Source organism: Microbacterium sp. F2E, assembly GCF_020905435.1.
Taxonomy (GTDB): Bacteria; Actinomycetota; Actinomycetes; order Actinomycetales; family Microbacteriaceae; genus Microbacterium; species Microbacterium lacticum.
Genome location: NZ_JAJJIB010000006.1, coordinates 101470 through 116917, shown reverse-complemented (window position 1 = coordinate 116917; position 15448 = coordinate 101470). Strand labels below are relative to the sequence as shown.

13 protein-coding genes are annotated in these 15448 nt (G+C 70.3%); 5 read left to right on the top strand and 8 right to left on the bottom strand.

The features are described from left to right. Positions 1 to 14: 14 nt before the first annotated feature. From LOK55_RS06755 to LOK55_RS06745, 3 genes are all read right to left on the bottom strand, one after another. The gene (locus LOK55_RS06755; RefSeq protein WP_229934764.1) at positions 15 to 713 is read right to left on the bottom strand and encodes a coenzyme F420-0:L-glutamate ligase; all 699 of its coding nucleotides are present in this window, start codon (positions 711 to 713) and stop codon (positions 15 to 17) included. Continuing rightward, positions 710 to 2095 carry an RNA polymerase sigma factor gene (locus LOK55_RS06750; RefSeq protein WP_229934763.1) on the bottom strand — a complete coding sequence of 462 codons (1386 nt, stop codon included), beginning with the start codon at positions 2093 to 2095 and terminating at the stop codon, positions 710 to 712. Before LOK55_RS06750 ends, LOK55_RS06755 begins: the two co-directional genes overlap by 4 nt. Positions 2096 to 2315: 220 nt before the next feature. Next, positions 2316 to 3239: a proteasome assembly chaperone family protein gene (locus tag LOK55_RS06745; RefSeq protein ID WP_141379675.1), complete on the bottom strand. Its 924-nt coding sequence runs from the start codon at positions 3237 to 3239 to the stop codon at positions 2316 to 2318. 113 nt (positions 3240 to 3352) lie between these two features. On the opposite strand from LOK55_RS06745, the gene LOK55_RS06740 reads away from it, so the two are divergent. The 3 genes from LOK55_RS06740 to sucB all read left to right on the top strand — a co-directional run bounded on the left by LOK55_RS06740 (position 3353) and on the right by sucB (position 8024). Further along, on the top strand, positions 3353 to 4822 hold the full coding sequence (locus tag LOK55_RS06740) for a leucyl aminopeptidase (protein WP_229934762.1): 1470 nt from the start codon (positions 3353 to 3355) through the stop codon (positions 4820 to 4822). Then, positions 4819 to 6189, top strand: a complete 1371-nt coding sequence (gene lpdA / locus LOK55_RS06735) for a dihydrolipoyl dehydrogenase (RefSeq protein ID WP_229934761.1) — start codon at positions 4819 to 4821, stop codon at positions 6187 to 6189. The genes LOK55_RS06740 and lpdA overlap by 4 nt, the downstream gene beginning before the upstream one ends. Positions 6190 to 6254: 65 nt before the next feature. Then, positions 6255 to 8024: a 2-oxoglutarate dehydrogenase, E2 component, dihydrolipoamide succinyltransferase gene (gene sucB, locus LOK55_RS06730; protein WP_229934760.1), complete on the top strand. Its 1770-nt coding sequence runs from the start codon at positions 6255 to 6257 to the stop codon at positions 8022 to 8024. A 15-nt stretch (positions 8025 to 8039) separates the two neighbouring features. Here the strand turns inward: sucB and LOK55_RS06725 are convergent, their stop codons facing one another. Next, complete coding sequence (locus LOK55_RS06725; protein WP_229934759.1) at positions 8040 to 9614, bottom strand: hypothetical protein; 1575 nt, start codon at positions 9612 to 9614, stop codon at positions 8040 to 8042. A 161-nt stretch (positions 9615 to 9775) separates the two neighbouring features. On the opposite strand from LOK55_RS06725, the gene LOK55_RS06720 reads away from it, so the two are divergent. Then, entirely contained in the window at positions 9776 to 10486 is a 711-nt protein-coding gene (locus LOK55_RS06720) for a DUF4191 domain-containing protein (RefSeq protein WP_229934758.1), read from the top strand. Between the two features lie 17 nt (positions 10487 to 10503). Here LOK55_RS06720 and LOK55_RS06715 read toward each other — a convergent pair whose 3' ends face one another. Continuing rightward, a complete protein-coding gene (locus LOK55_RS06715; RefSeq protein ID WP_229934757.1) occupies positions 10504 to 10905 on the bottom strand; it encodes an RDD family protein in 402 nt (133 codons plus the stop codon). A 153-nt stretch (positions 10906 to 11058) separates the two neighbouring features. On the opposite strand from LOK55_RS06715, the gene glnA reads away from it, so the two are divergent. Further along, complete coding sequence (gene glnA, locus LOK55_RS06710; RefSeq protein ID WP_196325364.1) at positions 11059 to 12483, top strand: type I glutamate--ammonia ligase; 1425 nt, start codon at positions 11059 to 11061, stop codon at positions 12481 to 12483. 151 nt (positions 12484 to 12634) lie between these two features. Here the strand turns inward: glnA and LOK55_RS06705 are convergent, their stop codons facing one another. Genes LOK55_RS06705 through LOK55_RS06695 form a run of 3 tightly spaced genes read right to left on the bottom strand, consistent with a single transcriptional unit; the run spans position 12635 to position 15437 of the window. Next, complete coding sequence (locus LOK55_RS06705; protein WP_229934756.1) at positions 12635 to 13528, bottom strand: alpha/beta fold hydrolase; 894 nt, start codon at positions 13526 to 13528, stop codon at positions 12635 to 12637. Then, entirely contained in the window at positions 13525 to 15240 is a 1716-nt protein-coding gene (locus LOK55_RS06700) for a cyclic nucleotide-binding domain-containing thioredoxin-disulfide reductase (RefSeq protein WP_229934755.1), read from the bottom strand. The genes LOK55_RS06705 and LOK55_RS06700 overlap by 4 nt, the downstream gene beginning before the upstream one ends. Next, a complete protein-coding gene (locus LOK55_RS06695) occupies positions 15237 to 15437 on the bottom strand; it encodes a UBP-type zinc finger domain-containing protein (RefSeq protein WP_268252382.1) in 201 nt (66 codons plus the stop codon). Before LOK55_RS06695 ends, LOK55_RS06700 begins: the two co-directional genes overlap by 4 nt. Positions 15438 to 15448: the final 11 nt, after the last annotated feature.

The window sequence follows — 15448 nt, the reverse complement described above, 5'->3', positions numbered from 1 at the left end:
TCCGCGTTCGGGCGTCAGACGCGCCGGATGATGCCCATGGGGGTCGACTGGCGACCCTGACCGAGAGGGTTGTCGGAGAGGATGCGGACGAGCTGCTGCTCGCCCGCCTTGTCGAGCGTCGATCCGAGGATGTTGCCGCCGATGTCGTTGATGTCGACGACGGCGACCGCCGCGGGGGTGCCGAGAAGCTCCTTCAGGCGCGCCGCCACGGCGTCGGGCTCGGTGGGCCCGAGCACGACGGCGCGGTCGTACGGCGGGATGGTGCCGTCGGTGGGGCCGTCGATCGCGCGCGCCTTGTCACCGGCGATCCGGTAGAAGTCGCCGCGCCGGCCGAACAGCTTCGTGACCGCGCTGACTGCGGCGGCGAAGAGGATCCGCGGGGTGCCGCATTCGCGCAGCGCCATCTCCATCGTCTCGGGCATGCCGAGGCCGATGCCGTACGGGGTCTTCACGACGTACCGCGACAGCAGACGCGCGAGCGGGCGAGGATGGATTTCGTCGAGTGTGAACGAGCGCCCCTGCGTGATCGCGACGATCTTCTCCGTCACGAACAGCGTGTCGCCGGGCTGGACGACGCCCGCGGCGTACTCGGTCACGAACGCGTCGAGGTCGTCGCCCGGCATGACGACCCGCGTGCGGATCGGAATGCGCTTGAACGTGCCCGCGTCGGTCGTGACCGACAGCACCTTGCCGTCGTTGGGGGCCTCGTTCATTCGAGGTAGTCCCGCAGCGACTGCGACCGCGACGGGTGCCGGAGCTTGGCCATCGTCTTCGACTCGATCTGACGGATGCGCTCGCGGGTGACCCCGAACGTGTCGCCGATCTGGTCGAGCGTCTTCGGCTGCCCGTCGCCCAGGCCGAACCGCATGCGGATGACGCCCGCCTCGCGCTCGGAGAGCGAGTCGAGAAGCGACTCGAGCTGCCGCTGCAGCATCGTGAAGCCCACCGCGTCGGCCGGGACGACCGCCTCGGTGTCCTCGATGAGGTCACCGAACTCGCTGTCCCCGTCCTCACCGAGAGGAGTGTGCAACGAGATCGGCTCGCGGCCGTACTTCTGCACCTCGATGACCTTCTCGGGGGTCATGTCGAGCTCGCGCGAGAGCTCCTCGGGCGTGGGTTCGCGACCGAGGTCCTGCAGCATCTGCCGCTGCACGCGGGCGAGCTTGTTGATGACCTCGACCATGTGCACGGGGATGCGGATGGTCCGCGCCTGGTCGGCCATGGCACGGGTGATCGCCTGACGGATCCACCACGTCGCGTACGTCGAGAACTTGAAGCCCTTGGTGTAGTCGAACTTCTCCACCGCACGGATGAGGCCGAGGTTGCCCTCCTGGATGAGGTCGAGGAACTGCATGCCGCGCCCGGTGTAGCGCTTGGCGAGCGAGACGACCAGGCGCAGGTTCGCACCGAGCAGGTGGCTCTTGGCGCGCCGCCCGTCGCGGGCGACCCACTGCAGGTCGAGGCCCAGCTGGTTCGACTTCTCCGAAGCCGACATGTGCGACAGCTTCTCCTCGGCGAACAGACCCGCCTCGATGCGCATCGCGAGCTCGACCTCTTCGGCCGCGTTCAGCAGCGGCACCTTGCCGATCTGCTTCAGGTAGTCCTTGACCGGGTCGGCGGTCGCACCGGTGATCTGCGTCGAATAGACCGGCACCTCGTCGTCCTCGCCCGACGAGATGACGATCGCGCCGGTGGGAAGCGGCTCGGTGAAGGCGGGCTTGGTCGTGCCCTCCTCGTCCTCGTCGTCGTCGGAGTCGTCGTCCGAGGCATCCTTCGCGTCCTTGGCGGGCGCCGCGTCGTCGGCGTCGTCCGTCTCGTCGACCTCGATCTCCTCGTCGTCGACCTCGACCTCGGGCTCGTCGCCGCCCGCCTTCTTCGCCTTCGCGGCCGTCACCTTGGTGGCGGGCTTCTTCGCGGCGGGCTTCTTCGCGGCGGTCTTGGCCGCCGCCGGCTTTGCCGCCGCGGTCTTGGCGGCGGATGTCTTGGTCGCGGGCTTCTTCGCAGCCGTCTTCGTCGCGGTGCTCTCGGCGGCCTGCTCGGCCACCTCGGTGCCATCTGCCGTGCGTGTACGGGGGGTCTTCGTGCCAGAAGTCACGTCTCGCCTTTCACCGACGCGATGCGTCGGGGGTTTCGGACACTAGTAAGACCCTTGTCAAGTCCAGCGCTTCACCCCGGCGAGGGGATCACGCCGTCGAGACAACGGGTCGAGGTCCTATTGTCGCTTACCTCAGACTGCGAACTTGCGCAACACGTCGGGTGTGCGTCCTACCCTCTGTGCAACGCGCAGGAGCGCTTCGGCATTCCGCCGTGATCGGTCAGCGGCGGCCGCGCTTGTCGTCGCCCTCGCGCCGATCGGCGAGGAAGCGCTCGAGCTCGGCGGCGAGTTCGTCGGCACTCGGCAGGTCTCCGGTGTGGATGATCGGCTGCGCGAGCGTCGACCCTGCCATATAGGCGTCGTAGCGCTCTTCGAGCGTGTGCAGCATTGCCGTGAGCTCGCTGTTGCCCTCGACCTGGTCGTCGACCTTGGCGAGGTAGTCGCGGTTCTCGTCGCGGATCTCGTCGGCATCGAAGACGAGCCCCGTGGCGACCGACAGGGTGTCGAGCCCCGCGATGGCCGCGGCCGGGTACTCGGTGTCGGCGAGGTAGTGCGGCACGAGCAGCACGAACCCGGCGACGGCCTGACCGGCTTCGGCGAGGCGGAGCTCGAGCAGGTGGCCCATCGTCGCGGGGACCTGCGTGTGCGGCTTCCACACCGAATGGGCCTGTGTGAGGTCCTTCCGGGTGCCGCTGACGGTGGTGCCGATCGGCCGTGTGTGCGGCACCGGCATGGGGATGGCGTGCACCCACGTGACGCCGGAGACCTGCAGCCCCTCGGCGAGGCCCACGACCGTCTCGGCGAACGCATCCCACGCGAAGTCGGGCTCGTAGCCGGCCAGCAGCACGAACGGCTGCCCCAGGGCGTCGTGCGCGAGCGACAGCTCGAGACGCGGCGGGCGGTAGTCGACGAGGTGGTCGCCGTCGAAGGTGACGATGGGGCGGCGGGCGCGGAAGTCGAGCAGCACGTCGGCGGAGAACGTGACGACCGGCGACGGGTCGAGGTCGTCGCGGAACAGCTCGATCATGCGGGAGACGGCGCTGCCCGCATCCGTGAATCCGGTCAGCGCGACGACTAGGGGAAGGCCCGCGGGCACGGGAGGTGCCGACGCGACGCGCTCGTAGAGGGGACCGCTCAAGGGCATGCATCCACTGTACGAGCCGCGCGAGGGGGTGCGGCGCTGTGCCGCTGACAGCGAACACGCCCCGCTGCGGCGCGGCGGGTCGCCCGCGGGGCGGCAAACCTAGGATGGGATCCATGGCGTTTCCTGAGCTGTCGATCTCTTCCACTCCGCTGACCCAGGCCGATGCCGACGCGCTCGTGCTGGCACTGCCGCCTCTCGATGAGACCGAGGAGCTGCTCGCCGAGTGGCCCGGTCTCGCGGCCGCGCTCGCCGGCGCCGGCTTCGTCGGGTCGCCCGGATCCACCACCCGCGTCGCGCTGCCCGACGTGACCGCCCTGCCCGTGTTCGCGGTCGGCACCGGCGCCGACCCGAGCGCCGCCGCCGTGCGCGACGCCGTCGGTGCCGCGGTGCGCACCACGACCGGCTTCGCCCACCTCGCCGTCGGCGCGCCCGGTCTCCGCGACGACCGCTGGCCCGCCGTCGCGGAGGGCGCCCTGCTCGGCGGCTACCGGTTCGACGACTACAAGAAGACGACCGGCCCCGCGCGCGCCGAGCACGTGAGCCTGCACGGCGCACCGGCCGAAGCGGATGCCTCGCTCCCCCGTGCCCGCACGGTGGCCGCCGCGGCCGCACTCGTCAAGGACCTCGTGAACACCCCCGCGCAGTGGCTCGGCCCGCAGGATCTCGCCGAGGCCGCGCAGGGCGCCGTGGCGGACCTTCCCGTCGAGGTGACGGTGCTCGACGAGACCGCGCTCGAGGAGCAGGGCTTCGGCGGCATCCTCGGCATCGGCCAGGGATCCGACCGGCCGCCGCGCCTCGTGCACCTCGACTATCACCCGGAGGGCGCCGACCACCACGTGGCGCTCGTCGGCAAGGGCATCACCTTCGACACCGGCGGGCTCTCGCTGAAGCCGCCGGCGGGCATGGTGGGGATGAAGTTCGACATGGCGGGCGCGGCGACCGTGCTCGCGGTCGTGCGCGCCGCCGCGGAGCTCGGACTGCCGATCCGCGTGTCGGGCTGGCTGTGCGTCGCCGACAACATGCCCTCGGGCCGCGCCCTCCGCCCGGGCGACGTCGTGCGCATCGCCGACGGCCAGAGCGTCGAGGTGCTCAACACCGACGCGGAGGGCCGCGTGGTGCTCGCCGACGGCCTCGTCGCGGCGAGCCGCACCCGACCCGACCTGATCGTCGATGTGGCGACGCTCACCGGGGCGATCATCGTCGCGCTCGGTCACCGCCACACGGGCGTGATGGGCGACGACGACGCGGTCGCCGCGTACCTCGCGGCCGCCGAGCGCGCCGACGAGCTCGCCTGGCGCCTGCCGCTGCCCGCGCACATGGAGGACGAGCTCGACTCCCCCATCGCCGACCTGCAGAACGCCAAGATCGGCGACACCTCGGGCGGATCGCTGTTCGCGGGACTGTTCCTGCAGCGCTTCGTCGGCCGCGTCTCGGACGACGACGACGCACCGCGGATCCCCTGGGTGCATCTCGACATCGCCGGCAGCGGCACCGCCAAGGCATCCTTCGGCGCGACCGACAAGGGACCCACCGCCGCGACGGTGCGCTCGCTCGTCGCTCTTCTCGAGGAGGCAGGGCGATGACCGAGCACACCTTCGACCTCGTCGTCCTCGGCGGCGGCAGCGGCGGATACGCCACCGCGATCCGCGCCACCGAGCTCGGCCGGAGCGTGGCCGTCATCGAGAAGGACAAGGTCGGCGGCACCTGCCTGCACCGCGGCTGCATCCCCACGAAGGCGCTGCTGCACACCGCCGAGGTCGCGGATCACGTGCGCAGCGCCGCGGGCGTCGGCGTGACCGCCTCCCTCGAGGGCATCGACGCGACAGCGGTGACGGCGTACCGCGAGGGCATCGTCGCGAAGAAGTACGCGGGGCTGCTGGGGCTTCTGAAGGCCCGCGGCATCACCGTCGTCGAGGGCGAGGGGCGTCTCCTCGCCGACCGCGGGGTGGCCGTCGGCGACGACGTCTACCGCGGCGCGGACGTCGTGCTCGCCACCGGGTCGTACAGTCGCACGCTGCCGGGTCTCGAGATCGGCGGCCGGGTGCTGACCAGCGAGGGCGCGCTGGCACTCGACGTCGTTCCCGAGCGCGTGATCGTACTGGGCGGCGGGGTCATCGGCGTCGAATTCGCGAGTGTGTGGCGCTCGTTCGGGGCCGAGGTCACGATCGTCGAGGCGCTCGACCGCCTCGTCCCCAACGAGGACATCGCCCTCAGCAAGGGTCTCGAGCGGGCGTTCCGCAAGCGCGGCATCGGGCAGAAGCTCGGCGTGCGTCACGCGAGCGTGTCGCAGACGGATGCCGCGGTCTCGCTGACCCTCGAAGACGGCACCGTGCTCGAGGCCGACTACCTGCTCGTCGCCGTCGGTCGCGGGCCCGCGACCGACGGACTCGGATTCGATGAGGCCGGCGTCGCGCGGGAGCGCGGCTTCGTGACCGTCGACGAGCGACTGCAGACGTCGGCGGCGCACATCTGGGCGGTCGGCGACATCGTGCCGGGCCTCCAGCTCGCCCACCGCAGCTTCCAGCAGGGCATCTTCGTCGCCGAGCAGATCGCGGGCCTGTCCCCCGTCGCGGTGCCCGAGGCATCCATCCCGCGCATCACCTACTCGAGCCCGGAGGTCGCCTCCGTCGGACTCACCGAGGCGCAGGCGCGGGAGCTGCACGGCGAGGGGGTGCAGACGTACGAGTACAACCTCGCCGGCAATGCCAAGAGCGAGATCATCGGCACCGCCGGCCTCGTCAAGGTCGTGCGCACGGAGAGCGGACCGATCGTCGGCGTGCACCTCATCGGCGACCGCGTCGGGGAGCTCATCACCGAGGGCCAGCTCGCCGTCGGCTGGGAGGCACACCCCGAAGACCTCGCGCCGCTCATCCACGCGCATCCGACCCAGAGCGAGGCTCTCGGCGAGGCGTTCCTGGCGCTCGCCGGCAAGCCGCTGCACGCCCTCTGACACCCGCCCCGTGCGCGGGTCACTAAGCTAGAACGACATCGGACTTTTTTGAAGGAGACACAGTCATGAGCACATCCGTGGTCCTCCCCGCGCTCGGCGAGAGCGTCACCGAGGGTACGGTCACCCGCTGGCTCAAGAACGTCGGTGACACGGTTCAGGCCGATGAGGGCCTGCTCGAGATCTCGACCGACAAGGTCGACACCGAGATCCCGTCTCCCGTCAGCGGCGTCATCGAGGAGATCCTCGTGAGCGAGGACGAGACCGTCGAGGTCGGCGCGATCCTGGCCAAGATCGGCGACGGCAGCGGTTCTGCGTCCGCCGGTGACGCGCCCGCCGCCGAGGAGCCGCAGGCCGAGGCCGCCCCGGCTGCCGAGGCGCCCGCCGCCGAGGCACCCGCCGCCGAGGCACCCACGCAGGTCAGCGAGCCGGCCCAGCCCGAGACCGCCCCCGAGCAGGCCGTCGACACGCCTGCGCCCGCCGCCTCCGGCGACGCGAAGGACGTCGTGCTGCCCGAGCTCGGCGAGAGCGTCACCGAGGGCACCGTGACCCGTTGGCTCAAGCAGGTCGGCGACGACGTCGCCGTCGACGAGCCGCTGCTGGAGATCTCGACCGACAAGGTCGACACCGAGATCCCGTCGCCGGTCGCCGGAACCCTGCAGGAGATCGTCGTCGGCGAAGACGAGACCGTCGCCGTCGGCGCCGTGCTCGCCCGCATCGGCTCGGGTGCACCGGCAGCCGCGCCGGCCGCCGAGGCTCCCGCGCCGGCCGCCGAGACTCCCGCGCCGGCCGCCGAGACTCCCGCGCCGGCCCCCGCTGCGGCTCCGGCGGCTGCCCCGGCCCCGGCCGCTGCTGCTCCCGCCAACGCGCCCGCCCCGGCTGCCGCTCCGGCCGCTGCGGCTCCCGCTGCCGAGGCATCCGACGACGACGTCACAACGTACGTGACGCCGCTCGTTCGCCGCCTCGCCCAGCAGCAGGGCGTCGACCTCGCGAGCGTGACCGGCACCGGTGTCGGTGGCCGCATCCGCAAGGAAGACGTGCTGAAGGCGGCAGAGGCGGCCAAGACGCCGGCCGCCGCCTCCGCACCCGCCGCTCCCGCCGCCCCGGCGCTCGAGGTCTCGGAGCTCCGCGGCACGACGCAGCCGATGTCGCGTCTGCGCAAGGTGCTCGCCGAGCGCGCGGTCGCCTCGATGCAGCAGACCGCTCAGCTGACCACGGTCGTGAAGGTCGACGTCACGAAGGTCTCCGCCTACCGTGGCGCCGTGCAGTCGGACTTCGTGGCGAAGACCGGCGGGAAGCTGTCGTTCCTGCCCTTCTTCGTGCTCGCCGCGGCGGAAGCCCTCCAGGCCTACCCCGTGATCAACGCGACCGTCAACGGCACCGACATCGTCTACCCCGCCACCGAGAACATCTCGATCGCGGTCGACACCGAGCGCGGCCTGCTGACGCCCGTGCTGCGCGACGCGGCCGGCAAGTCGCTCGCGGAGATCTCCTCGGAGATCGCCGACCTCGCGGCCCGCACGCGCGACAACAAGCTGAAGCCCGATGAGCTGGCCGGCGGCACCTTCACGGTGACCAACACCGGCTCGCGCGGCGCGCTGTTCGACACTCCGGTGGTCTTCCTGCCGCAGTCGGCGATCCTCGGCACGGGCGCGGTCGTCAAGGAGCCCGGTGTCGTCAAGGTCGACGGTGTGGATGCCATCGGCATCCGCTCGTACGTCTACCTCGCACTGTCGTACGATCACCGCATCGTCGACGGCGCCGACGCGGCCCGCTTCCTCGGTGCGGTGAAGAGCCGCCTCGAGACGGCGGACTTCGCCCCGCAGCTCGGGATCTGATCCGATCCCACCCGGTCATGGCTGATCCGCGACGTCGTACACGTCGCGGATCAGCCATTTTCCGTCGACGCTGACGAGCACCAGGATCTGCGCCGCCCCGCTGCCCGTCGCCTCTGCCTCGGCCGGCTCGGTCGGAGGCTCGGTGCCGGCCGCGGCCGGCTCGAGCCGGAAGACGGCGACCCCGCCGTACTCGTCGACGAGCGTGATGACCGGTTCGGTGGGGCTCGTGACCAGTCCGGACAGCGGCTCCGCCGTGGCATCTTCGCGCAGCACCGCGCAGGACTCCGGCTCGGGAGTGCAGGCCGCGACCGCCCGCACGATCTGACGCGCCGCCTCCTCGAGGTCGCCGCCCTCCGAAGGCGGGGTCGTCGCCGGGGGCACCACGGCATCGGGCGCCGCCGGATCGCCGGCCGCCGGCTCCGTCGCGGGGTCGGCAGACGCGTCGGCGGGGGCGGTCGCCGCGGGATCGACGGCTGCCGACGCGGAGCCGGGTGAGGGCGAGACGGATGCCCCGTCGGCGGCGCGCGACCCGGGTTCGGGCCACAGCAGCCCCCCGAGGAGCACGACGGTGCCCACGGCCGCAGCGATCAGCAGCGGCGCTCGTCTCTTCGCGCCCGTCGCGGACGTCGCGGCGGCGGGCTGCGTGGCACTGCCGCCGCGGCTACTGCGGGCGTCGACCCCACCCCGATCCGCGGCGCGGGCCGCGCGCCCGCCCCTCCGCGCAGACCCCGCCGCGCGCACCGATCGCTCGCGTCGTCGCTCGCCGATGCGGGCGGGAAGGGCGACCAGCGAGCGCAGCGCCTCCGCGACCCGCGCCGCCCACTCCGCGTCGGTGAAGCGCGCAAGCCACGATTCCGCGGCCTCCGGCGTCGCCGTCCGCCGCAGCGAGTCCGCGCGCCGCGGCGCGATCGACTCCTCCGCGCCGTCCGATGCCGCCCGCGCGAGCGCTTCGGGCGCTGCCGCCGCGAACAGGGCCTCCTCGCAGGAGGCGACATCGGCCGCGTGCAGACGGGGCGCCGCCACGAGCCGCGCCGCATCGTCGAGCGCGTCGGCGACCTCGCGAGCGGTGCGGTGCTCTCCCCGCGATGCCGGCGGCGCCCACAAGGCCGGCGCCTCCCGTGCTTCCTGCGCGCGCATCAGCTCGGCGAGCTCGGCCAGGAGGTCGGCGGCGTCCCCGGCCCACCGCCGGTCTCCGCCGGCGGCGAGCACCGGGCGACCACCGGCATCCACCCACCACGCGCCCGCCTCGATCCCCGCGCGACGCGCCTCCTCCGCCGCGCGCAGCACACTCACCGCGATCGTCACGGCCTCGCCGGGCCGGGTGGCGGCGCCCACGAACGAGACCAGACGCTCGGGGCAGTGGATCATCACCGCGGCGTGACCGTCCGCGGTGCGGGCGAGGTCGTGCGGCACGAGCAGGTGCCCGTCCAGCCGGCACCGCCACACCGCCGCGGGGAGGAGGTCGACGTCGACGTGGACGGTCTGCGGGTCGCCCGCGTGCAGCGTGCCCGGGTAGGGTGCCTCGTCGGCGCGCAGCCGCCGGAGGGCCGCGGGCGGGTCGAGCAGAACGATCGGGGCGATGACGGACATGCCCCGAGTGTGGCGCGCCCGGCCGCGGCGCAGAGCACGGAACGGCCCGATTGTGGACAGATCCGCTCGGGCGCGCGTTGGGGAGGAGGCGCCGCTCGAGCGCCCCCGACCGGCGCGAGGTCCGGTGAGTGGGACGGGGCCCGCGAAGGTAGGCTGTCTGCATGGCCTCCCGCAGTACCGCGCCCGAGAAGCGCCCCGGATTCTTCGCGCAGTTGCGCTCGCTGTTCACGTTCACGAAGGCAGAGTTCTCGTGGCTGGGCTGGGCACTCATCGGCATCGTCGTGCTCGGCGTCGCGATCGGGCTGCTCATCGGCTTCCTGATCCCGCCGGTCGCGGTGTGGAGCGTCATCCTCTGGGCCCTCACCGGTCTGATGTTCGGCATCCTGGGCGCGATGGTGCTCCTCACGCGTCTGTCGACGCGCGCGATGTACAAGAAGCTCGACGGGATGCCGGGAGCTTCGGGCCACGTGCTCTCGACCTCGCTCGGGCGCAACTGGGTGGCATCCGACATGCCCGTCGGCGTCAACCCGAAGACGCAGGACGCCGTCTACCGCGTGATCGGCCGGGGCGGCGTCGTCCTCGTCGCGGAGGGTTCGCGCGGGCGCCTCACCCGTCTCGTGAACGACGAGAAGATGAAGGTGCAGCGCGTCGCCTCCGGTGTGCCGATCCAGGTGATCTACGTCGGTCACGGCGAGGGCGACGTGCCGATCTCGAAGCTCTCGTCGACGATCAAGTCGCTGCCGAAGAAGGTCGACCGCACCACCATGGCCGCCGTCGTCAAGCGCGTCGACTCGGTGTCGCAGTCGGTGACGTCGCTGCCGATCCCCAAGGGGATCGACCCGATGCGCGCGCGCGCGCCGCGTCCGCGCTGATCCGCGAGCGGGTCCCGTCAGCGGCGGAGAAGCACCGTGCCGGCTACCTTGTCGTGCAGCCCGCGCTGGTCGGCATCCCAGATCACCGCGGGGATCACGAGGCACAGGAGCACCGTCCGCACAATCGGACGCCAGAGCCCCACCCAGCCGCCGGTGACGAGCTGCACGCGCATGCCGAGCAGGCGATGGCCGGGGCTGCCGCCGAGCGTCGGGATGAACACGATCTGCACGATCGCGAACACCACGAGGGTCGCGAGCGAGTCGTAGGCGAAGAACGCGATCGACACGATCACGGCGCACGCCCAGTCGATCGCGAGGGCCGCGATACGTCGTCCGGGGCGGGCGATGCTGCCGCTTCCCGCCGACCGCAGGCCCAGACGCTCGCCCGGATAGGAGTTTTCGGCAGCGGCATCCGTCACTTCATCAGCCTACCCGCGGCCTCGCGCGCTCCGAGCCGGGGGGCTCGTAACATCCTCGAAACACGGGGGATACTGGGGAGCAACCCTCCCCCGCTAGCGTGAGCGCGAGCCTGATCCCGTCAGCTCAGTTCCGCACCCGATCTTGGAGACTCCATGTTCAAAGATTCATCCGAGGTGCTGAAGTTCATCCAGGACGAGGACGTCAAGTTCCTCGACATCCGTTTCACGGACCTTCCTGGTGTGCAGCAGCACTTCAACATCCCCGCCTCGACCGTCGACGAGGAGTTCTTCACGGTCGGTCAGCTCTTCGACGGCTCGTCGATCCGCGGTTTCGCGAACATCCACGAGTCGGACATGCAGCTGATTCCGGATGTCTCCACCGCGTACCTCGACCCGTTCCGCGAGGCGAAGACGCTCATCATGCTCTTCGACATCTACAACCCGCGCAACGGTGAGATCTACTCGAAGGACCCGCGTCAGGTCGCCAAGAAGGCGGAGAAGTACCTCGCCTCCACCGGCATCGCCGACACCGCGTTCTTCGCTCCCGAGGCGGAGTTCTACATCTTCGACGACGTGCGCTACGAAGTGAAGCAGAACAGCTCCTTCTACTCCGTCGACTCCGAAGAGGGCGCCTGGAACACCGGCCGCGCCGAAGAGGGCGGCAACCTCGCCAACAAGACCCCCTTCAAGGGCGGCTACTTCCCCGTCTCCCCCGTCGACAAGACGGCCGACCTCCGCGACGACATCTCGCTGCACCTGATCGACTCGGGCCTGATCCTCGAGCGTGCGCACCACGAGGTCGGCACCGGCGGCCAGCAGGAGATCAACTACCGCTTCGACACGATGGTGCATGCGGCCGACGACATCCTGAAGTTCAAGTACATCGTCAAGAACGTCGCCGAGCAGTGGGGCAAGGTCGCGACCTTCATGCCCAAGCCGCTCTTCGGCGACAACGGCTCGGGCATGCACACCCACCAGTCGCTGTGGCTCGAGGGCAAGCCGCTCTTCTACGACGAGAAGGGCTACGGCGGCCTCTCCGACATCGCCCGCTGGTACATCGGCGGCCTCCTCGCGCACGCACCCGCGGTGCTCGCCTTCACCAACCCGACGCTGAACTCGTACAAGCGCCTGGTCAAGGGCTACGAGGCCCCGGTCAACCTGGTCTACTCGGCCGGCAACCGCTCCGCCGCGATCCGCATCCCGATCACCGGCTCGAACCCGAAGGCGAAGCGCATCGAGTTCCGTGCGCCGGATGCCTCGGGCAACCCGTACCTCGCGTTCGCCGCGCAGATGATGGCGGGCCTCGACGGCATCAAGAACCGCATCGAGCCGCACGAGCCCGTCGACAAGGACCTGTACGAGCTTCCCCCCGAGGAGGCGAAGAACATCCCGCAGGTGCCCAACTCGCTGCTCGACTCGCTCGAGGCGCTGCGCGCCGACCACGAGTTCCTGCTCGCGGGTGGCGTGTTCACGCCGGAGCTCATCGAGACCTGGATCGAGTACAAGATCGAGAACGAGATCAAGCCGCTCGCCGCGCGCCCGCACCCGTTCGAGTACGAGCTGTACTTCGGGGTCTGATTCCGGGAGGCCCTCAGAGCCACACTTCCGGTTCTTGAGACCAGCGATTTACTGAGCCCCAGGCGGCAGTTGCCGTCTGGGGCTCAGTCTATCTCTGGACGTTTACGGACGGCTACGGGCAGTAAACGGACAGGTTTTCGGACAGGGTGGTTCACCGCTTCCGCCCACGCGCAGCGATGGCAGGAGTCACGAGCTGCGGGCCTGACCCCCGAGAGTGCCACTCATTCTTGGCAATATCTGAGGGAGATTGGGTTAGCACCGTTTGAGCGACAGCCCGTGCGAGCCGCTTGCCGATGAGATGGTTGGTCGCGCGGACTCGCCGGACCCGGATGCCCCGCATCCGTTCGACGATGCGCAGCGCGGCTTCTGACCGGAATTCGTCGAGGTCGCCCATGATGACGTCCACGGGCGCCTTCACGTGAGCGAGATCACTGAGAGTGGTCTGCGACTCGATAGAGTGCTGTAACGATTTGACGAACGGCTCCCAGTTGCGTTCGGTGATGTCCACGGCCTTCGGGATGGGAAGAAGTCGCTGGACCAGGGCGGCATGACGAAGCGTGAACTCTCGGTTCGTTCGCAGGTACTCGTAGAGCCGGAGGTAGAAGCCCATTCGTGCGCGCTCGAATGTATCGCCGATCTCCGTCGGGGAGAGGTAGATAGGCGGGCTGACCATAACGAGTCCAGAGACTCGCCGTGGATTACGTGCGGCATACCGGGCGGCGATGAGCGCGCCCATGGAGTGGCCGACGACCGTGAACGGTTCCCGCAGCCGCAGTGATGCCACCGTGCGCTCAATGGCAGCCGCGTGCTCGGCGAGGGTGTAGTCCGCCCAGGCGGGGGCAGGTGACTCCCCGAAACCGAGCAGGTCGATGGCGATGCAGCGGCGCGTGCTCTCAAGCAGCGGAAGGACGTTATGGAACGTCACCGATGAGGAGGCGATGCCGTGCAGCAGAATGACCGTCGGGCCCTCCCCCCGCTCCGCGGCGATGTGAAGGACCGGCATTCGCCGTGCCAGGCGCAGCGGCCAGGTGAGCGCCGCCCTCATGCGCCCACCCGGTTGTGACGACCCTTGGAGAGGTACTCGTGGATCTGTCTGACCGCGCTGGCGCCCTCCCCAACCGCTGAGGTCATGCGCTTCACCGAACCATGCCGCACATCGCCGACTGCAAAGATGCCCGGGACGGTGGTTTCCAGCGAGAATCGGGCGGAGCCGGACGAGTGATAGCCGGCGAGCTCGGCGTCCGATCCGGTGAGGATGTATCCGTCGGCATCGCGCTGCACCCCGACGGTCAGCCTGTCGGTGGCGGGGACGGCGCCGATGAACACGAACACGTACCCGACCTCAAGTTGCCGCAGTTCACCGTGTGCACTTCGGACGGTGATTCGTTCCAGCCGACCGTCGCCGTCCGCGTCGACGACTTCCGATGACAGCAGCACCTCGATGCGGGGGTGATTCTGAATCTGGTCCACGAGGTAGCGTGACATCCCCGCCTCCAGCTCCGCCGCCCGCACCACCAGGTACACGCGGGAGGAGGTGCGGGCAAGGAACAGCGCCGCTTGGCCGGCGGAGTTCCCGCCGCCGACGACGGCGACCGGCGCGTCCCCGCACACCCGCGCTTCCTGCGCGGTCGCGGCGTAAAAGACGTTGGAGGTCTGGAACCTGTCCAAACCCGCGGCGGAAAGCGACCGGTATCTGACTCCTGTGGCCAGCACGACGACCTCCGAGGTCACCTCACGGCCGTCATCGAACACGACCCGTAACCTGTCGTCATCCTCGACGATCTCCATCACAGTAGCGGGGATGTCCAAGGTGGCTCCGAACTTCCGAACCTGCAGGACGCTGCGGTCCGCAAGCTCGGCACCGGAGATCCCGGCGGGAAAGCCGAGGTAGTTCTCGATCCTCGCCGACGTGCCCGCCTGCCCGCCGGTTGCCACCGAATCGCACAGGTACACTGACAGCCCGTCCGACGTCGCGTACACCGCCGATGCCAACCCGGCGGGTCCTGCCCCGACCACGACGACGTCGCAGGTCGTCGGCGGTGCCGGGGGTCGCATTCCGAGTTCAGCGGCCAGCCGGGCCGGCGTGGCGGCCAGCACCGTGCGGGCGCCGCCGAGGATGACCAGGGGGAAGTCGGCTACCGTCGCGCCCAGCCGGCGGACCAACTGCTCCGCTTTCTCGTCCTTGTCCAAGTCGACCAGCCGGTGGGGGAGCCGGTTGCGGGCGACGAAGTCCAAGAGCTCACGGGTCTGAGGGGAGAAGCACGAGCCCACGACCCGCAACCCGGCGCCGACACCGATGGCGAGGGAGCGTCTGATGAGGTAGGCGCGCAGGATGATCTCGCCCAGAAGCGGGTCGGAGGTGACGATGGCCTCCAGTTCCTCCACGGGGATCTCCGCGACCTCGGCGGCGTCGATGGCGGACACGAACGCGAACGAGGGCTGCCCTTCCAGCAGCCCCACATCCCCGACGAACCGTCCCCGGCCGTGCACGCCCACCGTCGACGGCTCGTCCGCTGGGCGCGGGTCGTCTGCTGGTTCGGTATCCGTGGTCAGCAGGTACCCGTCCAGCACGACGTACAGCGACGAGGGGTGATCTCCGGGTCGGATGAGCACCTCGCCCTTGGCGAGCCGCCGCCGCCTCCCGCGTTCAAGCAGCACGTCGATCTGTTCATCAGACAGGCGAGGAAACGCGCCGACGGGGTCGGGGGTTTCGGTCTGCGGGAGGTGGGTGTCGGAGGGGTCGGGAGCGTCGCTCATAGGTACGCTTCGTCCAAATAGCACCAGCTCCAGTCCTCCCCCGGTTCCAGGGAGCGCACGATGGGATGCCCTTGCGTGAACGCGTGCGCGCGGGCGTGGCGCATCGGGGATGAGTCGCAGCAGCCGACCTTCCCGCACGTCCGGCACATCCGAAGGTGCACCCACCGCGTACCGGCGGCTACGCAGTCCTCACACATGCCGGGGGTGC